Source organism: Arenibacter palladensis, assembly GCF_900129275.1.
Lineage (GTDB): Bacteria > Bacteroidota > Bacteroidia > Flavobacteriales > Flavobacteriaceae > Arenibacter > Arenibacter palladensis.
The window spans coordinates 272,432-296,638 of record NZ_FQUX01000006.1; the positions used below are offsets into that span (position 1 = coordinate 272,432).

The 24,207-nt window shown below is 40.4% G+C and carries 18 protein-coding genes; 13 read left to right on the forward strand and 5 right to left on the reverse strand.

Going from position 1 to position 24,207, the window contains the following annotated elements; genetic code table 11:
* Positions 1 to 45: 45 nt before the first annotated feature.
* Positions 46 to 1,383, reverse strand: a complete 1,338-nt coding sequence (locus BUA60_RS16715) for a Gfo/Idh/MocA family protein (RefSeq protein WP_072863650.1) — start codon at positions 1,381 to 1,383, stop codon at positions 46 to 48.
* 631 nt (positions 1,384 to 2,014) lie between these two features.
* On the opposite strand from BUA60_RS16715, the gene BUA60_RS16720 reads away from it, so the two are divergent.
* The 13 genes from BUA60_RS16720 (at position 2,015) to BUA60_RS16780 (ending at position 16,576) form a co-directional block, all read left to right on the forward strand.
* Positions 2,015 to 4,438 carry a TonB-dependent receptor gene (locus BUA60_RS16720; protein ID WP_072863652.1) on the forward strand — a complete coding sequence of 808 codons (2,424 nt, stop codon included), beginning with the start codon at positions 2,015 to 2,017 and terminating at the stop codon, positions 4,436 to 4,438.
* A 31-nt stretch (positions 4,439 to 4,469) separates the two neighbouring features.
* Positions 4,470 to 5,609: a PepSY-associated TM helix domain-containing protein gene (locus BUA60_RS16725; RefSeq protein ID WP_072863653.1), complete on the forward strand. Its 1,140-nt coding sequence runs from the start codon at positions 4,470 to 4,472 to the stop codon at positions 5,607 to 5,609.
* A 132-nt stretch (positions 5,610 to 5,741) separates the two neighbouring features.
* Positions 5,742 to 7,991 carry a S41 family peptidase gene (locus BUA60_RS16730; protein WP_072863655.1) on the forward strand — a complete coding sequence of 750 codons (2,250 nt, stop codon included), beginning with the start codon at positions 5,742 to 5,744 and terminating at the stop codon, positions 7,989 to 7,991.
* 348 nt (positions 7,992 to 8,339) lie between these two features.
* Positions 8,340 to 9,011: an STING domain-containing protein gene (locus tag BUA60_RS16735; protein WP_178347018.1), complete on the forward strand. Its 672-nt coding sequence runs from the start codon at positions 8,340 to 8,342 to the stop codon at positions 9,009 to 9,011.
* 122 nt (positions 9,012 to 9,133) lie between these two features.
* Positions 9,134 to 9,547, forward strand: coding sequence for a cupin domain-containing protein (locus BUA60_RS16740; RefSeq protein ID WP_072863659.1), 414 nt, complete (start codon positions 9,134 to 9,136; stop codon positions 9,545 to 9,547).
* A gap of 3 nt (positions 9,548 to 9,550) precedes the next feature.
* Entirely contained in the window at positions 9,551 to 10,006 is a 456-nt protein-coding gene (locus BUA60_RS16745; protein WP_072863661.1) for an SRPBCC family protein, read from the forward strand.
* A gap of 45 nt (positions 10,007 to 10,051) precedes the next feature.
* Positions 10,052 to 10,531: a GNAT family N-acetyltransferase gene (locus BUA60_RS16750; protein WP_072863663.1), complete on the forward strand. Its 480-nt coding sequence runs from the start codon at positions 10,052 to 10,054 to the stop codon at positions 10,529 to 10,531.
* A gap of 196 nt (positions 10,532 to 10,727) precedes the next feature.
* Entirely contained in the window at positions 10,728 to 10,961 is a 234-nt protein-coding gene (locus BUA60_RS16755; protein WP_072863665.1) for a thioredoxin family protein, read from the forward strand.
* Positions 10,962 to 11,018: 57 nt separating this feature from the next.
* On the forward strand, positions 11,019 to 11,282 hold the full coding sequence (locus tag BUA60_RS16760) for a DUF2024 family protein (RefSeq protein WP_072863667.1): 264 nt from the start codon (positions 11,019 to 11,021) through the stop codon (positions 11,280 to 11,282).
* Between the two features lie 54 nt (positions 11,283 to 11,336).
* The gene (locus tag BUA60_RS16765; RefSeq protein WP_072863669.1) at positions 11,337 to 11,948 is read left to right on the forward strand and encodes a MarR family transcriptional regulator; all 612 of its coding nucleotides are present in this window, start codon (positions 11,337 to 11,339) and stop codon (positions 11,946 to 11,948) included.
* A gap of 159 nt (positions 11,949 to 12,107) precedes the next feature.
* Positions 12,108 to 14,480, forward strand: coding sequence for a S9 family peptidase (locus BUA60_RS16770; protein WP_072863671.1), 2,373 nt, complete (start codon positions 12,108 to 12,110; stop codon positions 14,478 to 14,480).
* A gap of 352 nt (positions 14,481 to 14,832) precedes the next feature.
* Positions 14,833 to 16,206 (forward strand): PAS domain-containing protein, encoded by a 1,374-nt coding sequence (locus BUA60_RS16775; protein ID WP_072863673.1) that lies wholly within the window; start codon positions 14,833 to 14,835, stop codon positions 16,204 to 16,206.
* Positions 16,181 to 16,576 carry a response regulator gene (locus BUA60_RS16780; protein ID WP_072863675.1) on the forward strand — a complete coding sequence of 132 codons (396 nt, stop codon included), beginning with the start codon at positions 16,181 to 16,183 and terminating at the stop codon, positions 16,574 to 16,576. The genes BUA60_RS16775 and BUA60_RS16780 overlap by 26 nt, the downstream gene beginning before the upstream one ends.
* A gap of 108 nt (positions 16,577 to 16,684) precedes the next feature.
* Here BUA60_RS16780 and BUA60_RS16785 read toward each other — a convergent pair whose 3' ends face one another.
* From BUA60_RS16785 to BUA60_RS16800, 4 genes are all read right to left on the reverse strand, one after another.
* Positions 16,685 to 17,794 carry a glycoside hydrolase family 16 protein gene (locus BUA60_RS16785; RefSeq protein WP_178347019.1) on the reverse strand — a complete coding sequence of 370 codons (1,110 nt, stop codon included), beginning with the start codon at positions 17,792 to 17,794 and terminating at the stop codon, positions 16,685 to 16,687.
* A gap of 236 nt (positions 17,795 to 18,030) precedes the next feature.
* On the reverse strand, positions 18,031 to 18,834 hold the full coding sequence (locus BUA60_RS16790) for a hypothetical protein (RefSeq protein WP_072863678.1): 804 nt from the start codon (positions 18,832 to 18,834) through the stop codon (positions 18,031 to 18,033).
* A gap of 30 nt (positions 18,835 to 18,864) precedes the next feature.
* Entirely contained in the window at positions 18,865 to 20,580 is a 1,716-nt protein-coding gene (locus tag BUA60_RS16795; protein ID WP_245802569.1) for a RagB/SusD family nutrient uptake outer membrane protein, read from the reverse strand.
* Positions 20,581 to 20,594: 14 nt separating this feature from the next.
* A complete protein-coding gene (locus tag BUA60_RS16800) occupies positions 20,595 to 23,810 on the reverse strand; it encodes a SusC/RagA family TonB-linked outer membrane protein (RefSeq protein ID WP_072863680.1) in 3,216 nt (1,071 codons plus the stop codon).
* Between the last annotated feature and the right edge of the window lie 397 nt (positions 23,811 to 24,207).

Here is a 24,207-nt window from a genome sequence, read left to right on the forward strand (position 1 = left end):
AAACATTCATTTAGTGTCAATTAAATATAAATCGAAATCCAGTTATTAAACATTTTCAGGAACTTCAAATCCTTCCCTATAGTCCCGTCTTAGCATCCTATCCGCTTCAGCATCGTTTACAAACGATTCCGATTTTGGATTGAAGGTAAGGACACGATCCAATCTATAGGCAATGTTGCCCAAATGTGCCAAACCAGAGGAAAGATGGGCTGTTTCCACAGGTCCGTTCAAGATAGTTTTATCGCGCTTGCGCACCGCCTCTATAAAATTGGCAAAATGTCCGTCCGTTCCACCGGCACCTCGATCCATTCCGGTTCCAGATTCTCCGCCGTCCTCGCCAGATTTACCAGGGGTCCTATCCTGTCCTAAATATGTTTTATACTTGTCATAACCGTCTACGACCAATATACCCTTATCGCCATAGAAAATGTTACCTACGGTAGCACCTTCTTCGGTATTGGTACACCAAGGGCGTACTTCAAACTGTATGATCTTTCTTTCTTCAGGGTAGTTATACACAGAAGTAAGCACTTCTGGCACTTCCTTGCAATCGTCCCAAAGGTACTTGCCGCCCATGGAGGTGATCTTTGTAGGCAGCCCTACATCCAAGCCCCACATACATAGATCGGTTTCATGAATACCTTGGTTACCTACATCCCCATTGCCATAATCCCAATGCCAGTGCCAATTGTAGTGCACCAAATTTCTGGTAAATGGTCTTTTTGGAGCTGGGCCCGTCCACAGGTCATAGTCTATTCCTGCCGGAACGGGAGAGAAACCTTGGTCGCCAATATCACCCCTCCAACGAAAAACAATACCCCTAGCCATATAAACCCTTCCTATATAGCCATCACGCATTAAATTAATGGCCTCGTTTACGGCAGGGGAGCTCCTTAACTGAACCCCGTGCTGTACAATCCTATCATATTTTGCAGCTGCCTCTACCATTTTACGGCCTTCCCATATGTTGTGGGAGCCGGGTTTTTCCACATAGGCATCCTTCCCGGCCTGACAGGCCCAAATAACGGAAAGTGCATGCCAGTGGTTTGGAGATGCAATACTAACTACGTCTATATCCTTATTATCCATTACCCTACGTAGATCCTGTTCCAAGGCCACATCCTTTTTATAGGTTTCTTTAAACGATTTTTGGCGTTCCCTCAACAAGTTCATATCGGGATCGCACAAGGTGGTAACCTGCACATTTTTTTGTGCCATTAGGCCCTGGATGTGGCTTTTTCCACGCCCATTAACCCCCAAAACTGCCGCATTGATACGGTCGTTGGCCCCAAAAACAGTCGATGAGATTATGGTAGGTGCCGCAATAACAGCAGAACTTGCCACGGCCGTTCTTTTAATAAATGATCTTCTCGTAGATTTCATTTGCAATTATATTTACGTTAACTATTAATTTTATTGACATTATACTACGGCCCGACCTGGAATTCAAAACCGTTTAATCCTTTAAGCAACCAACCACCCACTGGGCATTTTTGCCTTGGAGACCAACCTTTACAATTCATGTAAAAGACACCTTATCCCCTTTTGCAATGAAAGTTAGCATTATTTTTTTATTCGTTAACGTTAACAGGGGTAGTTTTTTGTTAATTTTTCAACTTTAGTTGTTGTTTACAACATATATCATACTTTTTTTTGGATTAATTTCATTTATCCATTGCTCGTCCCAATTCAAATTATGGGTCACGACAAGTTTGCGGCTAGCTTCAGACCACAACTTTATCCCCCAACTAATTTATCAGACCTGTCGCGCACTATCTATTACTGACGGCCATTGACCAAGAAGTCGTGCTCATTATCAATAATCAATATGGGGATAAAGCCAACAAACCAATATAAACGTAATTCCAAACGGCTTAAAAACAACCTTTAACCCTTGTAAATCAACCCTTAAAACTTTCTTATTTAGATTTAATATAAATAATTTGCTCAATTCAAATCTTAAAGATATTTTTGTCGCCGAACAATTATTTATTATTAGTCTAAATAAGAATAGATGAAAAACCAACTAACATTACTACTTCTCCTTTGCCTAAATTCCATGGCATTTTCACAAGGCCCAACCGTTAGCGGAACCATAAAGGACAATACCGAAACGCCTCTATTTGGGGTAAATATTCTGGTAAAGAATTCCCAAATAGGGGCCCAGACCGATGAAAAAGGCCACTTTGAAATCACCAATCTTGATGAAGGTGCACATACCCTGTCCATTTCCTATCTTGGCTATAGAACCAGGGATGTCCCATTTACCGTTACCAACGGAAAAGCAAAGGATCTTGGTGATTTGATCCTATATGAAGGAAACGAAATCCTCACCGAGGTAATCGTTGAAGGGGAACGCATCAATAAATTTTCTAGAAAGAAAACGGCCTATGTATCCAAGCTCCCACTAAAGGACATTGAGAATACCCAGGTGTATAACACTATTACCACCGACCTTTTGGAATCACAGATAGTGACCAACTTTGACGATGCCCTTAAAAATGCCGCCGGAGTGGAAAACCTATGGACCTCTACCGGTAGGGGTGGTGATGGGGCCGGATACTACTCCATGCGGGGATTCTCCGTACAACCACAATTGGTAAACGGCCTACCAGGTTTAACCAACGGCACTATAAATCCGGCAAATATTGAACGGATAGAAGTCTTAAAAGGACCTTCTGCAACCTTGTTCGGCAATGCGGTAAGCTCCTATGGCGGTCTTATAAATGTGGTTACCAAAAAACCATATGCAGGTAGCGGTGGTGAACTTTCCTTTACCTCCGGTACTTACGGACTAAATCAGATTACCGGCGATTTCAATACCGCTCTGAATAAAAGTGAAAACCTATATTTTAGGCTCAACACCTCCTACTCCACCGAACAGAGTTTTCAGGATGCCGGCTTTAGAAAATCCTTTTTCGTAGCCCCTTCCCTATCCTACAAGGTAAACAACAAACTATCCTTCTCCTTCTATGGTGAAATTACCCAGGCGGAACAGACCAATCCTACCTTCTTGTTTTTAAATAGAGGGGCTCCTACCGAATCCAAAAACCTGGAGGAGTTGAACTACAACAACAAACTGTCCTTTACAAGCAATGACCTTAGTTTGGAAAATCCGACACAGAATTATAGGATTGAAATGGACTATAAACTGTCCGACACATGGCAATCACAGACCTTACTTTCAAAAAGTTCCACTTCTACAAAGGGCTACTATTCCTATCTGTACGATTATGGCATCTTAGGGAACGATACCTTTACAAGGTTCATCAACAAACAAAACGCCAATACCCAAACCACGGATATACAGCAAAATTTTATTGGCGATTTTAAGATCGCATCCCTTAGGAACCGAGTGGTAATTGGTCTGGATTATTTCAATGCCACGGAAATCAATAATAGTACGGGATATGCTTTCTATGGGAATGTAACTCCAGAAGGTGGATCCAATGGGGACAACCCTTTTACTGCCGATGTGGAAACCGATACCTATGCCCTATCTACGGCTGCAGTAGATGCCGTTTTGGCTTCACAGGCCGTAGGGAACATTAAATCTAAATATCATATTTATAGTCTTTATGCTTCGGATGTCCTAAATATCAGCAATAACCTTTCGGCCATGCTGGGACTTCGGATAGATCATTTTGACAATGAGGGCAACCTGGCCAGTGTGGAGGATGATTATGACCAAACCACTTTATCGCCCAAGTTTGGATTGCTCTACCAGCCAATTTTGGATCAACTCTCTATCTTCGCCAATTACCAAAACGGATTCACCAACGTTGCCCCGCAATTGGTAGGAGATCCGGACGCGGGACCACAGACACTGGAAACTTTTGATCCGGAACAGGCCAATCAGTTTGAATTTGGTGTTAAGACCAATCTGTTCAATAATAGATTAAATGCAACCATTAGTTACTACGACATTAAAGTAAAAGACCGTGTCATTACAGATCCCTCCTCACCTTTTAACAAAATTCAAGGCGGTGAGGTGGAAAGCAAAGGATTTGAAATTGAAGTCAATGCCAATCCTGTTAGAGGTTTGAACCTAAGGGCCGGCTTTAGCAATAACGATAGTGAAACCACCAAATCTGACAATACCGAGATTCTGAATCGCAGACCCCTGGAGGCCGGTCCCGAAACACAGTATAATTTCTGGGCCAACTATGAATTACAGGAGGGTATGTTGGACGGTTTTGGAATGGGACTTGGGTTTAACGGTGCAAGTGAGCGCTTTGCCATAAACTATGCCTCCACAGGAGAATTCATCCTGCCAAGCTATACCATAGCCAACGCCTCCCTTTATTACCAAGCCAACAAATATCGCATTGGCCTTAAGCTAAATAATGTCTTTAACAAAGAATATTACAAAGGCTGGTCCACTATAAATCCACAGGCCCCAAGGGTGTTATTGGCCAATTTCACCTATAAGTTTTAAGCAAAAAATATAGATTTTCAACCTTGTACAAATGAACCTCAGAAAAATTATCTTCGAACTTCATAAAATTTTAGGCCTTACCACCGGTATCGTTGTATTTATTGTAGCGATTACCGGCTGTTGCTGGGCCTTTAGAGATGAGATTGAAAGTCTGTATGACGACTATAAAAAGGTAAGCCCCCAAAACGAACCCATTCTTACCCCTACTGAGGCCAAAATGTATGCCAAGGAGGTTTTCCCCGATAACCATATACACGGTACCCTATTTAAAAAGGCGGATGATGCCATTGAGGTTATTTTTTACGACCCCGAACCAGAATTTTACCAAAGTGTTTTTTTAAACCCATATACCGGCAAGGTGATACAGGTAGATGACCATTTATCCGGATTTTTTGCGTTTATCCTAAAGGGCCATATGCGGTTATGGTTGCCAAAAGAAATTGGGGAACAGGTGGTAGGAGCGTCCATCCTAATATTTATGGTGATAATCCTTTCCGGAATCTTCCTTTGGGTACCTAAGAAGCGGAAAAATCTTAAACAACGCTTAAAGTTTAACTGGAAAGATACTACCCGCTGGAAACGAAAGAACTTTGACCTTCATACCATAATAGGTTTTTACATATGTTCCCTGGCACTGATCCTTGCTTTTACGGGTTCGGTAATGTCCTACAATTGGATGAAGTATGTTCTTTATAAATCTTTGGGGGGAGACAAGGAAGCTGCATTTATAATTCCTGAAAATATTGGTTCTCCAAGCCAGGGAAAAGGTGTATTGCCAATAGACCTTCTTATACCCAAACTTCAGGCAGCATCGCCCAACGCGGAAAGTTTTGAACTTCACTATCCCACAGGCCCGGATGCAAGTATTTATGTGGAAGTTTCCAATAGCTCTGGATTATACTATGATTCGGACTTTCGGTTTTTTGACCAACATACCTTGGAGGAAATAGAGACCCCGAGTATATATGGCAAATACGAAAATGCCAAGGTAGCGGACAAAATACTGCGTATGAACTATGACATCCATATTGGGGCCATAGGGGGCATTGCCGGAAAAATAATTGCCTTTTTGGTGAGCCTGCTTACTGCCAGTCTGCCCGTTACCGGTATTTTGCTTTGGTATGGTAGGACTTATAAAAAGAAAAAAAGCTTGGTACAAATTGAATCTTAAGGTATAATTAAAAAATATTGTAAATTAATCCCTTAATACTTCCCCCATTTTATATAATATAAGTTATAAAGACAGTAATATTTTTTTATAAATATTGATTAGATACGATTGTTAACAGCTATAGCAGTATCCATGAGAAAAAGCCTAATTATAACACTAATCATATTTATATTATTCTCCTTCAAATCAAACCCTTATCCTAATTCCCAAAGAATTGAAAATCTTAAAACTTTTGCAAAAGTATATGGATTCATCAAATATTTTCATCCAAGTGATGAAGCCTCAGAAATAAACTGGAACAAATTTGCGTCCTATGGAGCATCGCAGGTATGGCCATGTACATCCCGGGAGGAATTAATACAGAAATTACAAGATATATTTGAGCCAATTGCCCCATCAATAAAGTTTTCAACTGAAAAGTTGAATTTATACGACATTTCAAAATTATCACCCCCGGGTTCAGATAATTATGATTTGACCTACTGGCAACACCGAGGTGTAGGTTTAGGTATGAAAACTTATTCCCAAAGTCCATATAAAAGTGTCCGTGTAAACGGTTTGGTGGAAAAAGAAACGCCAAAAAACTATGGTATACTAACTAATATTATCAAAGTAAATGATTATAAAGATAAAAAGATACGCTTTACAATATCCGCCAAATTAAAGGAGCCATCCAATACATCCGCCTATATTAGATTGGCACTTGTTAATACAGATGGTTCTACTATTTTAAAAAAAGAAACTATTGGCACCAGTGAATGGAACTCCTATTTAATTGAAACCGAAATAAAAGAAGTAACAGAGGTTATTGAAATTGGGGCAGCCTTGAAAGGAGATTCATCTTTATTCTTGGATGATGCAGAGCTGGCCTTTTGGAACGGAGATAATTGGGAAATTATTCCTTTAGATAACGCCGATTTTGAACAAGACACTATAATTGAAGTGCCAGAAGTAAACCAATGGTCACATAGGGGCGACGGATATGTTTCAGAAATTACCAAAGAGGAGAGCTACCATGGACAAAGTGCCGCAAAGCTTTTCCAAAATTTAGATAGTCAACCCATGTTTGGGAAAAAATTATTTGAAACAGCCCCAGAATTTGGTGAGGTCATAAACGAAGAAATTGGACAATCTATCTTTTGTCAAGTCCCCCTGGTTTTATATTCAAATACCCAAGGAACTTATCCTAAGTCCAATTCACTTAAATTAAAAAATCTTCTTAAAGATATGAGTGAAATGACCTACACGTCCAATTTACTTGACCTAAGCCTAGGTAACATAATTAACACTTATAATGTATTTCAGCACTTTTACCCTTATATGGATGCTGTTGAAGTTGATTGGGACAAAGAACTATCCATAGCCTTGTCGAGATGTTTCATAGACAAATCCAGGGATGAACATTATATTACATTAGAGAAATTTACAGCTCCACTTAAAGATGGGCACATTAATGTTCAGTATTCAGGGATACATGAAATATATGCCCCGAGTATAACTTGGGAATGGATAGAGAATAAATTGGTGATAACCGCTGTCTTAAATAATAAAATACCACTAAAAATCGGCGATGTGGTAACTCATGTAGATGGGATAAGTTCGCGTGATTATTTTCAAGAGATATATTCCCGTATTTCAGCTAGCAATAAGGGTTGGTTAGAGTTCAGGGGTAAAAGAAAAAGTCTGCTGGGAGAATTCGAAGAGATTATGACTATCAGAGTAGACGAAAAGGAAATCGGCCTGAATCGATCTTCTGTAGCATATAATGAAGGACCTCGTCAATCGACATACGAAAAGCTTAATGATGAATCTTATTACATCAATATAAGTAGAATAGAGATGGACCAAATAACGAAACTACTTCCTGACTTAGCAAAGGCCAAAGCTATAATCTGTGATTTAAGAGGTTATCCCAACAAGAACCACATGTTCCTATCCCATCTCCTTAAAGAGAGAGACACTTCCAATTCTTGGATGCAAATACCTGAAATCATCTATCCAAATCAAAAAAACATAGCCCACTTTGAAAAATATTCTTGGAACCTACCAACCAAGAAGCCTTATTTGGGAGATAAACAGGTTATTTTCATAACTGATGGGAGCGCAATTAGTTATGCAGAAAGTTATATGGGCTTTATAGAGGGCTATGATTTAGCTACAATCATAGGACAACCGACCGCCGGCACCAATGGAAATACAAATAGCTTTGAGTTGGAGGGTGGATTCAGTATTACTTGGACAGGAATGAAGGTATTGAAGCACGATGGGTCACAACATCATGGCATTGGTATAACACCTGATATTTATTTGGAAAAAACCATTAAAGGCATAAGGGAAGGTAAGGATGAATTTTTAGAAAAAGCAATTGAACTTATAAATTAAGACTGACACCTAAAAATTGACAATCCAAGAGATATGCATTTAATGAAAAATTAGCTAACCATTTTAGAGAATATATTATGGTTATCAGTATATCAGAGTTAATTTATGAGTATATAAAATACCTCTGATGTTTCTCAACTTTTTGAATATAGACATTAGGGGCCTTAGCTAAGGGCAATTACCACTTAACTAAACTATCCCAAAAAGCCAACTACCCTTTGTATTGAAAAAAATTGTATTTTTCTTTCGGCTAAATACCTGAGGCACAAAAGCCTATAGGGTATTATTACTTATTTATATAAGGGAGGTTGTTCATCCCAATGTTGACTTAAATATTTAGGAAATTATATGAAAATGAGTCTTAAATTCCTTCCCCTAAAAGATCTGTTCTATTCCATTTTTCCAACGGTAGGGACCTATGGTGGTTATATACAGGGAATAGCGCCTACCTTGTTCCCCAATATATGGATTGCCGTGGGCATAGGACTTCTGGCCTCCGTAATTCTGGCAGTTGTGTTTTATAAGGAAAATGTAAAAGCCTATAAAAAGTCTTTGGCCGAAATTCTTGCCACTGGCTATTTTATGAATTTCACCGGACGTTTTGGTAAACTTCTTAAAACCAAAACCCCTATTCATTTTTCCTTTCCGGACCATAAAATAAGGACTTTTACTGCCAATCAAATTACCGTGGAAGTAGGAATGCCCACCAGCCTCAAATCCTTGACCGAATATGCCGAGATGGTCGAAAATAAATATGAAATTGTCTATGTGCGTGAAGCCACCTTCAGTGAGCCATTTTGGTTACGGGCACAATTGGTCGACAATAGACTAATTATCCATGAATTCCCAAGAACCTTGTTCTCCCTTTCCAGGTATTTAAAAGATGATTTTATAGATCAAAAGCTGGCAGAAAAAAATTCCAAAAAAATATATGCCTGCTTCCAGAATAAGATAGATCAATTAAGAATTGAATATTCCAGTGAAATTTCAAATGACAAATTGAAGTTTATCACGGTATAAGTATATTTATAGTTAGGTAACATGCCACGGGCAATAAATGGCCATCACACCCTATGTTTGCCCGGAAAAAGTAGCATAGTATCAGTCGAACATCGATCGGCGAAATATAAATAGCTTTGGGAATGGAAAAAAAGGACAACAAAACAAAACCAATTATTCTAGAAGCCGGGCAAGGCAGAACATACCATTGTGGTAGCATGACCGCCATTTTTAAGGCCGATGAAAAAGAGACCGACGAAAAATATAGTATTTCCGAATGGTGGTTGGAGCCCAATTCCATGGGTCCCGGAGCACATAGCCATGAGGATAATGACGAAGTATTTTACGTTTTGGAAGGCAGTTGTTCCTTTCTTGTAGGAAACAAGTGGACAGAAGCTGGTAAAGGAACCTTTTTAAGGGTTCCTGCCAAAACAGTGCACGATTTTGCCAACAGGACGGATCAAAAAACCGGCATCTTAAATTTCTTTGTGCCCGGAGGTTTTGAACGAAATATGCCCTCTATCGTAAAATGGTTTAAAGACAATCCAAATTCCTAAGAAATGAACGGCATAACAGTAGAAGCCCAAATGATGATCAGAAAACCCCTGAAAGAGGTTTTTCAGGCCTTTATAGACCCCAACATAACCACTAAATTTTGGTTTACAAAATCTACTGGCCCCCTCAAAAAAGGGAAAACTGTTATCTGGGAATGGGAAATGTACAAGGCCAAGGCCGAAGTCCACACTATAGATATTAAACCAAACAAATTAATTGCCACTCGTTGGGGAACCCCTTCAACACTGGTAGACTACGAATTCAAGGAACTAAGTCCACAAAACACCTATGTAACCATAAAAAATTACGGTTTTACGGAAACGGGGGAAGAGCTGCATAAAACCCTTATGAACAACACCGGTGGCTTTACTACCGTTTTGGACGGACTAAAAGCCTATTTGGAGCATGGCATACAGCTCAACCTAGTCGCGGACAAGTTTCCACAGAACCTGCAGGATTAATTAGAACTTCATTGGCGATATTATATAAATTACAACCCTGATTAAATGAAAAATTCTATTGAAATAAAGATGGCCGAAACGGCGACCGACTTCGCACATGCCAAAAAATTGATTTTGGAATATGTAGCCTGGTTGGGCATTGATCTGTCTTTTCAAAATTTTGATAAGGAAATGGCGGGCCTGCCCGAAATGTACAATCATGAGGATGGCGGATTATTTATTGCCTATATAAACGAGGAGGCTGTTGGCATCGCCGGAATCCGAAGGTTTAATAAGAACGATGGAGAAATAAAACGCATGTTCGTACAACCTAACAGCAGGGGTTTGGGCATAGGACAATTACTTCTCAACCATTGTATTGATAAAGCCAGAAAGCTTAACTACGACACCATAAAACTGGACACGGCCGACTTTATGAAATCGGCCATAAAATTGTATACTGATCATGGTTTTAAAGAAATTTCTGCCTATCGCCATAATCCACACGAATCGGCCAAGTATTTTGAATTAAACCTTAAAGAGTAATCGTTTTCAAGAAACCGGAAGCCCGGTTTTACAGCTGCATTCAGCAACAGCCCTCTGAAAAATTCTAACCCAACTAGAACCCACACCCCTTACAAATGAGGTTTATTTCATATTAAAATATTCATAATAATTTGTTTAGTTAGGATTCCTTACTATATTTGTATGGCAATAGTGCAATAATCTAAAATCAATAAAAATGAAAAAATCGGTTTTTTATCACGCAGGATGTCCCGTATGCGTTAGTGCGGAACATGACATTTTAGAATTAGTGGGTCGGGATAATGTAGAAATAGTACACTTCGGCCAAAACAAATCCCGTATTCCCGAAGCGGAAAAAGCAGGTGTTAAGTCGGTCCCAGCCCTACTTACACCCAATGGCAATGTACTACATATCAACTTTGGTGCTTCCATGGCAGACGTAAAAGGTTAATTTTTTGACCCGAAAAGTTAGGATTCCTAATAGATTACATTTTAAATGATGAACTACATGAAAATATCAGTTTGGGACACCTATGTGCCCCGGGAAGACGGCAAGACCATGCATTTTGATATATTGGTCCCCAGCACTATGGAAGAAAAGGAAAGCATTTTCGGTTATGGACGTGAATACCTGTCTTCCAAACCGTTTCAAACAGCCGAACTATCCTCCAAGGAATGTAGGTTCTGCCATATGGAACAGGCTCCGGAAGCCATAGCGGATATCATAAATAAAAAAGGGTATTATATCATAGAAATGGAAAATTGCGAATAATATCATTAGGATAACTAACTTTGCCTGTCGGGCAATTCCCGGCAGGCTTTTTATATGGACAAAAGTATTTTTAATCCGGACCATCAAGAAAGGGATGTTAGCAGCAAAATTATAGCCGGACTTGAACGCATTTCGGAAGCCTTCAAGGTCTTGCTCTGGGACAAGGCCAAATTGCTAGGTTTAAGTCCCATCCAAATACAAATCCTAATTTTCATCGCTTACCACAAAAATGAAATTTGCAATGTTAGTCACTTGGCCAAAGAATTCAACATAACCAAGCCTACCATAAGCGATGCCATTAAGGTATTGGACAAAAAAGGCCTGATTACAAAAGAATATTCTTCCAGTGATAGTAGAAGCTATTCCATTAGCCTCTCTGAAACCGGAACGGAAACCATAGGACAAATTTCAGATTTTGCCAATCCCTTAAAGAAGCAGCTCAATACCGTTGATAATCCCGAATTGGAATCCCTGTTTGGCACTTTGAGCAAACTTATCTATCAACTGAACACAAGTGGAATCCTTAGTGTACAGAGAACCTGTTATGGTTGCAAGTTCTACGGTAAAGAAAGTAATAGGGATTACTGCAACCTGCTCAACAAAGAATTACTGAACAAGGACATTCGATTGGACTGTCCTGAATTTGAAGTAAGACACGCCCAATAAATCCTCCGGTCCAAAAGCCAATAATAATTCCCAAAAGCGGAATATCTTCCCTACAACTTTGTGAGATTTACCAAGATTTAGGATATTTACCGCTTCCATGTTTTAAGAAAAACGGGCAAATCCAAACCTAAGGTAACCCTAGGCTTATAAATAAAGTAAATGAAGAACACTTGGCTATTGTGCGGCATATTTCTATTGTCCATTATCCCTTGTCTTGCGCAACAAGGAAATACCTCAACCTTATCTATCAAAGAAATTATGCAGGGCGATGACTTTGTGGGCCATCTTCCTTCCAATCCCCAATGGTCCCTGGACAGCCAGACCCTATATTTTGATTGGAACCCCTCAAAGGCACAAAACGATTCCCTGTATGCCTACCATTTAAAATCGGCCAAAACTATCAAAACCGATTTTGAAACCTCCTACTCCCTTCCCAGTAGCGGCGGAGTTTTTAACAAGGATAGAACCTTAAAATTATATGCCAAACGGGGCGACATATTTCTGTTAAACCTTAAGACCCAAGGCCTAATTCAAATTACCAGGACAGAAGAATATGAAAGTGCTCCCCATTTTACCGAAAACGGCACCAAAGTGGCCTATAGACAGGGCAACAATCTTTTTACCTGGGATATTGCGACCGGGAGTACGGTACAACTGACCAAAATTAAGTCCGCAAAAAAGGACGACGAAAAAAGTGATAAAGACCAATGGCTCTACGAAGATCAGTTGGGACTATTTGAGGTACTGCGCGAACGAAAGGCCAAAAAGGACAAGACAGAGGAAGCGAAAAAACTCCTTGAAGCCAAAGGACCCCTACCTATTGACCCTGACGGTAAATCCATATACAACCAAAGAATAAGCCCCATAGGAAATTACATTACCTACTTAACTACAAAATCGCCTACAAATAAGGGTACCATTGTTCCCCATTATGTAACCGAATCCGGGTATACTGAAGATGAAGATGCCAGATCCAAGGTAGGCAATGCACCTTATGAATATGAAATGTTCGTGTACGATATTGCCAAGAAAAAGGCCTATCCAGTGGTCCTAGACAGTTTGGAAGGTCTGGATTATGTACCTGAATACACCAAGGACTATCCGGATAAGACCTATGAAAATAAAAACAGGCTGGACTATATTGATGGACCTCTGTGGAGCGAAGATGGAAAGTATGCGGTACTGGACATTAATAGCAACGACTATAAGGACCGTTGGATAGTACTATTGGATCCCAAAAACGGTACGGTTACACAATTGGATCGCCAACATGACGAAGCTTGGATAGCCGGCCCGGGTATTGGGGGATATTCAGGTGGTGAAATGGGCTGGATGCCCGACGGAAAAAGTATCTGGTTCCAATCCGAAAAAACAGGTTATTCGCATCTTTATGCCATTGATGTATCTACAAAAAAAACAAAGGCACTAACTTCCGGGGAATTTGAAATTTACGATCCCAGAATCTCAAAGGACAAAAAACGCTGGTATTTCACGGCCAACAAAAACCATCCTGGAGACCGACAGTTTTATAGCATGCCCATTGGAGGCGGAAAAATGCAGCAACTTACCCAAATGACCGGATCCAATGAGGTTAACCTGTCCCCTGACGAACGTAAAATGGCCATTTTGCATTCGTACACCAACAAGCCCACAGAACTTTACCTACAGGACAATCCTATTTGGGGTAAATCCAAGGCAGAGGCAAAACGCATTACCTACTCCACTACCAAGGATTTTGATTCTTACCAATGGCGCGATCCTGAAATAATCACCTTTAAGGCAGAAGATGGCGAGGCGGTACACGCGAGGCTGTACCAACCAAATTCCGACACAAAAAATAAGGCAGCCATTATATTTGTCCATGGAGCCGGTTATTTACAGAACGCCCATAAATGGTGGAGCACTTATTTTAGGGAGTATATGTTCCACAATCTCCTAGTGGACAACGGCTATACCGTGCTGGACATAGATTATAGGGGAAGTGCAGGTTATGGCAGGGACTGGCGTACCGGGATCTACAGATATATGGGCGGAAAGGACCTGTCCGACCATGTGGATGGGGCCAAATATTTAATAAATGAACTGGGTATCGAAGAAAATAAAATTGGCATTTATGGCGGCTCCTATGGCGGATTCATCACTTTAATGGCCATGTTTAACGCCCCTGACACCTTTAAGGCCGGTGCCGCCATACGATCTGTTGGCGATTGGGCTGCCTACAACCACGGTTATACGGCCCGTATATTGAACACCCCGGTTACCGATAGCCTGGCCTACCGAAGAAGTTCCCCTATATATTTTGCGGAAGGCTTAAAGGGAGACTTGCTCATATTACATGGCATGATAGACGACAATGTGCATTTTCAGGATATGGTTCGACTCTCGCAACGTTTAATCGAATTGGAGAAGCATAATTGGGAAATGGCCGTCTACCCTGTAGAACGGCACAGCTTTGTGGAACCCAGTAGTTGGACCGATGAATACACCCGTATTTTTAAGCTATTCCAAAAAAGCTTATTGGACAAAAATTAGCATTGACCACAGGCAGTAAAGCATACCGGTTGGCCATTGCTTAATGGTCACCTGGGCAAACCTATTATTCTATTCCATATACTGCAACCTTGCATTTAGATTGTACCTATAATAATATAAGCAATGTACAACCGTGTCTCTTCAAGTTGACATCTCAGATGCATAAAGTATTCGGCAACAATTAAAGGCACAAAAAGCCTACAGGTACATACGTATTTAAAAAATAAGTCGTTTACATTATATATTATCTAAAACTAAGCATATATTAACATTTAAAATTGATAGGTACAAGGCCAAGTCTACAAAAGTAATTGGTAATATAAGATAAGCAACTAGAGGATTTTTAAGGAATATGGGAACGCTGAACAAGTTTTATGGATGGAGATGGGATGAAGAAGACCCAATATTCAAGAATCTTGAATACATTAAAAAAGTCCTAGGATATGTAGCTCCGGATGATCAATCATTTACTGCCAACAATTTCAAGGAATTATTCTATCCAGGAGATTTTGAACTACTTCAAAAATCTTGGAAGGCTTATAAGACTGGCACCAATCATTCCTTTGAAAAGTCCTATAGGTTTAAGCATAAGGATGGGTCCTGGAGATGGATAAAAGAATCCGGTCTAGCCAATGAATTTAATCCCTCCAACAATCCTATTGGTGCAATTGGCACCATACAAGAAGTTACGGACAAGAAAAAAAAGAATACCCATTTAAAATCTATCCTTAAAAGCGTTTCCATTATTATATTGCGCTTAAAACAGGATTCCAATAACAATCTTAAGGTTGAGCATATAAGTGAGGAGGCTTTACAACACTGGAATATTCCATGTAAAACCCTTTTAAAAGACGAAGACTATTTACGCAATTTAGCACATAAGGATGATCTTGGGAGAATTAGAACTGCCTTAAACAATTCCTTCTCGAAAATGGAATTTTTCGAATGCCAATGGCGGGTGGTTTCACAGGAAGATAAGATTATTTGGTGTCAGGGTGTAGGCACACCCATAAAAGATAAAGATGGTAGTTGTTTTCTGGATATTGTAATTACGGATATCACCAAGGAGAAATTGTATACCGAACAACTTAAGGTATCTGAAGAAAAATATCATAGCCTTTTTCAGCATTCCCCCCAGCCTTCATGGGTGTATAACCTAGAAACATTGGCTTTTTTAAATGTTAATTCTGCTGCTATAGAAAAATATGGTTATAGCAAAGATGAGTTCATGGGCATGACTTTAGCGGATATAAGACCAGAATGTGAAATGAAATATCTGGAAAAACAGGTCCAAAAAACTCGGGAAAATTATTTGAACCTTTTCGATGGACATTTTAAACATATTACCAAAAAGGGCGAAATATTTACAGTGCATCTATATAGCAGCCCCATCACTTACAATGGTCAAAAATGCAGGCAGATCATTGCTATAGATATTTCAGAAAAAATGAAATACCTAAAGTTTATAGAAAATCAGAATAAGAGCTTAAAAAAGATTGGCTGGATGCAGTCCCACGAACTTAGGGCTCCTTTGGTTAGATTAATGGGCCTAATAAATTTACTGAACGATCATGATTCCATATGTAAGGAGGAAATGAATTATATCAATAAGGAAATTATAAATTCGGCCAATGAAATGGATGTCATGACGAAAAATATAGCCAAGATTATTAACGATACCCAATTAAAAGAGAAAAGGAATGACGCACAGATTATTGCAGATTGATGACGATCCGGTAATTCTTTTTTTGCATAACAAACTGTTTTCCAAATACACCAATTCCAAAATTGAACAATTTAAGAATGGGAAATTGGCATTGGATCATATACTCGCCAACAATGGTCCTGACATTTCATATATGTTGCTTTTAGATATCAATATGCCCGTAATAAATGGCTGGGAATTTATGGATGAGATTTGCAACCTTGGCCTGGACCGGAGCATTAGCGTCGTAATCTTAACTTCCTCCGCAGATTATGCCGATTTGGACAAATCCAAATCATATGACAACATTGTACATTTTATTCAAAAACCATTGACCAGGGAAAAGATTGAAAAAATACCATTGCTTTTGGAATATCTGAATTTACAGTAGTAACCGGTATGGTTGTCTATCAATTATGTCTTTAATTAACAATCGTGACAAGCATTGACCCGTTCCCATTAGTGTAGTTTTGTTCGGCATCAAAATGCCTACAAAGTTCTATTGATACACTCTAACATAATCCACCTCCATAGTGGAGGATACAAAATTTGGATCAACACTGAACCAACTTCCTCCCATGGCTACATTCAAAATAATAAATTGATCTGCCGTATATGGCCACGTATCCTTGTCCTTGAGCGTTGGATTATAGGCATAGACAAATTCATCATCGATAAAAAATCTTAGGGAATCCTTGTTCCATTCAACTGCATATACATGAAATTCTGTATTGTAATCCGCAATAATAGTGGTTCCAACAGTTACATCAGTGCATCCACCATGGCAGGATGGAGTATGGGTGGCACTTGAAATTTTCTTCGGATCATGTCCCCAATGCTCCATAATATCTATTTCTCCACAAGCAGGCCAACCCTCGGTTTCAATATTGGATCCTAACATCCAAATGGCAGGCCATGTCCCATGTCCAAATGGAAGCTTGGCCCTTACCTCTACCCTTCCATAGGTAAAGGAAAAAAGCGAATTTAATCTGGCCGAAGTATATTCCTTGGTAGTTCCCTGGGCCGTGTATTGCTCCTTTTTAGCCACAATTTTAAGAGTCCCGTCCGAAACATACGCATTATCCTGCCTGTTTGTGTAATGCTGTAATTCACCATTGTACCAGCTGCCGTTATCTGGGGCTATAGTTTCCAATTTCCAATTTTGCGCGGAAAGTGTGCCATCCCCTTCAAACTCATCAGACCATACGAGCTTGGCTTCATATTCGGCCACAAAAACAGAAATAGTTTCCGAAAAAGCTATGGATTCGCCCGTAATGGAATAGGCCAAGACCGTTATTTTGTAATCATGTATACCTTCCTCCCTAAAGGTATAGGTAAAATTGCCATCCGTGCTTACCTCCTCAGATACGTCATTGAACCTATAACCATATTTAACCGCATTTTTGGCTACCGCCGAAAACTGTACCACACCTGTACCATTGCCACTTGGATTATTGCTATCCACTCCCAATACCTCTACAGACAGGTTAAGTTCTGTAGGCACAACTTTCTCCCTTTCCCCATTGGTGTAGACAAAGCCATCCTCCTCATTATTTTGGCCGCCACAAGCCATAATAATTACCAATAAAAAATATATTGTCAATTTCATAATTCGCATTTACCAAATAAAAATTAACTGCCATAAAGAAAAACCTTGCTGACTTCGACCATCTACCAGCAAGGTTTAACAACTAAATCAACCAACCTGAAAATTTTTGTATGCCATTGGGTTTACACAAATGCCATACATTTCCTTTTCCAAAAAATATAATTAAATGGACCTTTTTCCAAAACTCTACTATTCTATAGACCGATCCATTTCTTTGTAGAATACTTTTATTACCACTACTGTGGCCTAAAGACCCAGGTCCATCCGGTACCGCCACCATTGTTGGCAACATATAGCACCATCTCATCCTCTGTCAAAGAGATTATGGTATAAAGTCCGTCCGGATTACCCCTAGGTTCCTCAGCCCCCAAAATATTTGCATTATTAATTTTTAAAGTTTGATTGGCAACATCCAAAACAAAATTGCCCGATTGTGGAGTAGCATCCGGACCTGAATAATAGGTAAAGTTTGCACCTCCATCCAGATCAAACTTCATGCTTCCTGCCGCATCCGCTGGAGGACAACAGTCCCCAGCTGCATTCCACCATGCCGTGGCCCAAGCTCCCGGGTCATTTGGGGGAGACATATACCACCATCTTCCTCCATCCGGTGAAGGGCCTCCATTAAAAACCCAAGTCTTACCATCAGAAGTGTTGTCACTTACCAAATCATACCAATCCTGATCCAGCGCACTGTCTAACTGATCTATCTGAACATCTATCGTTTTGGTAAAAAACTCGGCCCCTAAAGTTCCTGTAAACGTAAAGGTTGCTGTCCCCGGTATAGGATATACAAATTCTACCTTATCCGAATAGGCCCTACCCAAATTGTAGTCCCAGTAACCGGTAACCCCTGGGGTAGCCATATTAAGTTCAATTTTATTTCCCCCTGCTGTGCTTTGTGTGGCAACAAGCTGAACTCCCGCTACATCGGTAGTGTTTTCCAAATAGTCCCGATCTTCTATGGGCTCACAGCCCACGGCAATCAGGAATAGTGAGGCAATAACCGATCTTAAAATTATTATTCCATTATTTTTCATCTGTCTATATTTTTTGTGATTTCAACTATTTTACCAGCCTGGATTCTGTGAATAAACTCCTCCTGACAATCTTATCTCGGTCTCTGGAACTGGGACCAATCCTTTTGTTTCCGGACGGTAAGTAACTTTGTAAACGGCATCAATACCAGAATTTCGAACATTGATGGCATCGTCAAAAGCTGTGTTTACATCACCCCAACGTACCAAGTCGAACCATCTTATTCCTTCAAACGCCAATTCATGCAAGCGCTCTTCCTTTAGGGCTTCCAAAGAATACCCTATTTCTCCTAGGCCTGCCCTAACCCTTACTCTGTTCATACCTGTTGCAGTACCGGAAATTTCGGAATGCATCAACAGCACATCTGCAAAACGCATCAATATATAATCTTGGGCCGCCCATAACTGCATGGGATCACCATTGTTCATATCGTACAAGAAGTAGAACATACCTTTCACTCCGTCCACTCCGTCCGGATCGGGATGCTGTACCGTAGTGTATTTTTTATTGAAGAAGCCGGTCTCATGATCACCTTTGTCCGCTTCGTAACCAGCAGTTCCCTGATCGGCATTGCCCAATTCAATAATGGACCCCACCTTTCTTTTATCTGCATCATCCCACTGGTTCCAAAGTTTTGGGTTTATGGTTCCCCAGCCCCAACCTTGTCCAAATGGGACCATGGAGTTATCACGGATCCCCATAAACAACGGCATCCTATTGTTGTATTTCTGTCCTTCGCCCCAACTGGTAGTGGAATATCTAAGGGCAAACATGGTTTCTTTGTTTCCAGTACCAAATGTTGGCGAATGTCCGTCCTGTCCTACCCAGGCCAAGCCTTCAGTTTCTGCCCAGGGAAGAACAGTTGTACCTGCACTTTCATTTACATAGGAATAAGGCCATAAATTCCTAAAATCCGTGGCCAATTCATAACCACTATTATTAATACAATCATCCAGATAAGCAAGAATATTGCTCTGGGATAAAGATCCTCCGTCTGCCAAAGGCAAATCTGAGGTAGACTGTCCTTCAATATTGGTCATATACCCGGTATAGAACAAATATGCTTTTGCCATATAGGCTTCTGCAACCCATTTGTTGGCATGACCATAACTGGAAGTTGGGATATCATTAAAATTAATGGAAGGCATCGTTTCTATGGCCAATTTAAAGTCGGACGCAATTTGTGCAAAAGTCTCGCTAAAGGAGGCCCTTGGCGCATCTCTGGGATCATCTATTGCCAGGATCAAAGGCATACCACCAAAGAATTTTGCTGCTCTAAAATAGTAATAGCCCCTCATAAAATAGGCTTCCCCTACCGTCTGGTTCTTGAAAGCAATGGACTCCTCCGGAGTATCAAAAAAGGAAGAGAAATCCACTTCTTCCACCTTTTCCAAAATAGCATTTGCACGGGTTACCCCATTATAGGTTTCCACCCAAAGATCACGATAGGTATCCTCTTCGGGGTCTTCAAATTTATCCACGTTTTTAGCCGATTTATCATCTGGGCCACCACCACCCAACATCATATCGGACAATAAATTGGCTGCAATACCTTCATCACTATGAACACCAGCTGTATACATGGCGTTATAAACACCGGACATGGCCTCCTCTATATCTTGTGGACTGCTGTAAAAATTATCCAAACTTTTCTCGTAAAGATTTTCGGTGTCCAAAAATTTCTCGCTACAACTGGTGGCAAGCACCAAAGTTGCTATGCCTATGTTATATATTAGTTTTTTCATCATCTACTTTTTTAAAATTAAAAATCAACACTAAATCCAAACATTACAGTTCTAGGTAGGGGATATAGACCAAGGTCTATACCGGAGGCCCAACTGGCATCGTGGCCAAATGATACTTCTGGATCCATACCCGTGTAATTGGTAAAAGTGTATAGGTTGTTGATAGCGGCGTATACCTTAATATCGGAGAATAACTTAATATTGGAAATATAGTCGCCCAATTTAACCCCAACGGTCAAATTATTGATTCTTAGGTAATCTGCATCCTGCATATAAATGTCAGAAATCCAGTTGGTATTCCTATTGGATACCGAGCTCAAGCGAGGTAATGTATTGGACGTTCCCGCACCGTGCCAGCGCCCAAATATCTCGGTAGTATAGTTTTGGTCAAAACGGTCGGCAAAGGATCTATAGGATTGCATAACCTGCATTCCATATTTCCCGGACAAGGTAACATTGGCATAGAAACCTTTGTATTCCGCATTGAGTTGAATACCCAGTTCAAAATCGGGATTAGGATTCCCCAACATCTTTTTATCGCTCTCATCTATAACCCCATCCTGATTTTGATCTACGAACCTAACATCACCAGGACGTTGATCACTGAAATAAGGGGTACCATCCGTTGGCTTCACATATGCATCAACCTCATCCTGAGTTTGTAGAATGCCGTCTGTTTCATAGCCGTAAAAGAATCCTATTGGCTTACCTACTTCCGCTCTGGAAACTGAGGCCGTACCTTGAGACAATACAGAGCTTGGTCCTTGGATAATACCGTCCGAGTTTGCTATTTTAGTAATTTCATTCTTGTTGAAGGCCCCACTTATGGTAGCCCCATATTTAAAATCGCCAATGTTATCGTTCCATGACAACATAAGTTCATAACCCGTATTCTCTATGTCACCACCGTTAATGTACGGTGCTCCCGCTCCCGATGTACCTTGAATAGGGGCAACCACTAACCAGTCCTTTGTAGTTTTCTTATACCAGTCTGCCGTAAAATCCAGTCTGGAATTAAAGAACCTAGCATCCAATCCAAAATTCAATTGCTCCGAGGTTTCCCAGGTTACATCCGGATTGGTTACCCTGGCCGGAACAGCTGTTGCTCCGGAAATAGGTTTGGTATCTCCAAAATAATACCCTGGATTTAGATATGCTATATTAGAGCTATAAATAAAATTATCTATGGATTGATTTCCGTTCTGCCCCCAGCTTCCCCTAAATTTGGCAAAGTCCAAGACACCATTGTTGTTGGATAGAAAATCCTCATTGGTAAGGATCCATCCTGCAGATACTGAAGGGAAATAACCCCATCGGTTGCCTTTGGCAAAGTTGGAAGAACCGTCTGCCCTCATGGTTGCCGATAACAAATACTTTTCCTTATAATCGTATTGTGCCCTTGCTATATAGGACAACAATCCTCCTCCTCCTGCCGCGTAGTCTGCGCCAAAAGTATTAATGGAATTTACATCGGTCTTGTCTACATTGTTCAAATAAGCGTATTCCGGCAATCCAAATCTTGTGTTGGCCATACTGCCCCCAACGGAATTATTGATCTGGTTTTTATATACCTCATTACCTATCAATGCATTTATATTGTGATTCCCAAAAGTACGTTCATAGGTTAGCGTGTTGGTCCAAGTTAAATTGGCCCCTAAATATTGGTATTGTGACGCCCCATCGTTGGCATTACTGAAAAGCACCCCCAAAGCAAAGGTTGGTGTCCAGGAGCGACCGTGGCCAAACCATGAATCCAAACCGTAGGACGACCTAAATTTCAAATCCTCTATAGGCTCCAATTCCATATAAACGTTTCCGACCAATGTATTGTCCTTGTTCCCCAAATTACTATAGTTACTTCTGTAAAACATAACCGCCAGCGGATTTGCCTGGTCGTTGGCAAGTCCATCCAAAGTTGGGGTAAACCCGTTTGCATCAGGTGATTTATCCCAATACGCAGGCATTAAAGGATTTTGAACCAAGGCATTGTGAAGATCGTTCCAGTAAATGTTTCCAGTGGCCACTCCCCTATATTCCGAATTGGTGTAGGTAAGGTTCTCCCCTATGGTAAGTATACTATGATCATCATTTTTGAAAAGCACAAATTCAGTATTCATACGGGCAGTAAGCCTTTTGTAGCCCGCATCAATAATACTGCCTCCAATAATCCCGGTTTGATCCAAATACGAAACACCGAAGGCATAGGTACTATCCTCACCTCCACCTGTAATATTTACGGAGTGACTGGTTACAGGTGCACTTTTGGTAGACATTTCATCTATCCAATTGGTTCCTTCCCAGCCATTTTGCAGCATACCCCATATTTCAGAACCTAATTCGGTCCCTAAATTATTGGGATAATTATTATTTAGCCAGTTATTATTCTGTAAAATAGCCTCCCAATCATTTGGCTCCAAACCATCATTTACCCTTCCTTCGTCCATGATGTACATGTATTCCTGGGCATTTAATGGCGATAGATTCTTGTATATTTTCTGAATCCCGTAATAGGAATCGTATTGTATCTGCGCCTTGCTACCTTTCCTACCTTTATGGGTCGTTACCAATACCACTCCGTTGGCTGCTCTGGATCCATAGATGGCGGCAGATGCAGCATCCTTTAAAACGTCTATGGACTGAATATCCGAAGAGTTTAAATAATCAATATTGCCTACCGCTACCCCATCCACGATATAGAGTGGGCTGGAATTACCAATTGTCCCCAGACCACGAATGGTAACCTTGGTACCTGCTCCCGGTTCCCCATTGTTCCTGGTAACGCTTACCCCAGGTGCAACACCTTGAAGGGCCTCCATAGCGGTTGATGTATTCAACTCGGCAATATCTTCTCCCTTTACGTTAAGATTGGCCCCTGTGGTCAAGGCCTTTTTTTGAACCCCATACCCTACTACAACAACCTCTTCCAAAGACTCATAAGATTCCAGTAAGGTTACATTGATTGCGGTTTGCTGTCCTACGGTGATTGTTTGGCTTACCATACCTATATAGGTATAAACCAAACGATCCTCCGGTCCTACATTTCCAATGGAATAATTCCCATCAAAATCTGTGGTGGCTCCATTAACGGTACCTTGCACCACTACCGATACTCCTGGCAATGGCAAGCCCGCCTCATCGGACACCAGTCCTGTTATGGTTTTGGTCTGCGAAAAAAGGTTTTGCGCACAAACCATTACCAAAGTGATAATCAAGAATTTGAACTTTAGCATCATTTAAAAAAGTTTAGGTTAATTAATCGAGTTTTTATTAGTGTAAAATTTTGTTTTTCATCTTGAGCCAAAAGGCCCATAAGCGTATTATTAAAGAATATAAAGGATGACAAAAACCAGCAATGCAACGATGGCCATTATCAGCAGTAACTCCATCAACTGCTTCCATTTGAATTTTGAATCCTTGTTTTTCATTCCTTCAAATGTTAAATAAATATTAAATCTTGTGTAGCATTTATTCTGCATCAAATAGAAATTTTGCTGCAACTTTCCTATAAAAACCTCAAATGCATCATCTGTTGCATGCAATGCAACAATAGTTATATGGAAGACGGTAATAGGACCAACAGAGATATGACTTCTTGTAGTGGAATTAAGGAAATCTAAAAATGCTGTTAAC

Bases quoted from the DNA above. Each gene is read 5' to 3' on its own strand.
- BUA60_RS16765 (WP_072863669.1), top strand. From the start codon at position 11,337: ATGGACAAAAGTATTTTTAATCCGGACCATCAAGAAAGGGATGTTAGC.
- BUA60_RS16775 (WP_072863673.1), top strand. From the start codon at position 14,833: ATGGGAACGCTGAACAAGTTTTATGGATGGAGATGGGATGAAGAAGAC.
- BUA60_RS16720 (WP_072863652.1), top strand. From the start codon at position 2,015: ATGAAAAACCAACTAACATTACTACTTCTCCTTTGCCTAAATTCCATG.
- BUA60_RS16745 (WP_072863661.1), top strand. From the start codon at position 9,551: ATGAACGGCATAACAGTAGAAGCCCAAATGATGATCAGAAAACCCCTG.
- BUA60_RS16760 (WP_072863667.1), top strand. From the start codon at position 11,019: ATGAAAATATCAGTTTGGGACACCTATGTGCCCCGGGAAGACGGCAAG.
- BUA60_RS16735 (WP_178347018.1), top strand. From the start codon at position 8,340: ATGAAAATGAGTCTTAAATTCCTTCCCCTAAAAGATCTGTTCTATTCC.
- BUA60_RS16780 (WP_072863675.1), top strand. From the start codon at position 16,181: ATGACGCACAGATTATTGCAGATTGATGACGATCCGGTAATTCTTTTT.
- BUA60_RS16750 (WP_072863663.1), top strand. From the start codon at position 10,052: ATGAAAAATTCTATTGAAATAAAGATGGCCGAAACGGCGACCGACTTC.
- BUA60_RS16715 (WP_072863650.1), bottom strand. From the start codon at position 1,383: ATGAAATCTACGAGAAGATCATTTATTAAAAGAACGGCCGTGGCAAGT.
- BUA60_RS16790 (WP_072863678.1), bottom strand. From the start codon at position 18,834: ATGAAAAATAATGGAATAATAATTTTAAGATCGGTTATTGCCTCACTA.
- BUA60_RS16730 (WP_072863655.1), top strand. From the start codon at position 5,742: ATGAGAAAAAGCCTAATTATAACACTAATCATATTTATATTATTCTCC.
- BUA60_RS16755 (WP_072863665.1), top strand. From the start codon at position 10,728: ATGAAAAAATCGGTTTTTTATCACGCAGGATGTCCCGTATGCGTTAGT.
- BUA60_RS16800 (WP_072863680.1), bottom strand. From the start codon at position 23,810: ATGATGCTAAAGTTCAAATTCTTGATTATCACTTTGGTAATGGTTTGT.
- BUA60_RS16725 (WP_072863653.1), top strand. From the start codon at position 4,470: ATGAACCTCAGAAAAATTATCTTCGAACTTCATAAAATTTTAGGCCTT.
- BUA60_RS16785 (WP_178347019.1), bottom strand. From the start codon at position 17,794: ATGAAATTGACAATATATTTTTTATTGGTAATTATTATGGCTTGTGGC.
- BUA60_RS16795 (WP_245802569.1), bottom strand. From the start codon at position 20,580: ATGATGAAAAAACTAATATATAACATAGGCATAGCAACTTTGGTGCTT.
- BUA60_RS16770 (WP_072863671.1), top strand. From the start codon at position 12,108: ATGAAGAACACTTGGCTATTGTGCGGCATATTTCTATTGTCCATTATC.
- BUA60_RS16740 (WP_072863659.1), top strand. From the start codon at position 9,134: ATGGAAAAAAAGGACAACAAAACAAAACCAATTATTCTAGAAGCCGGG.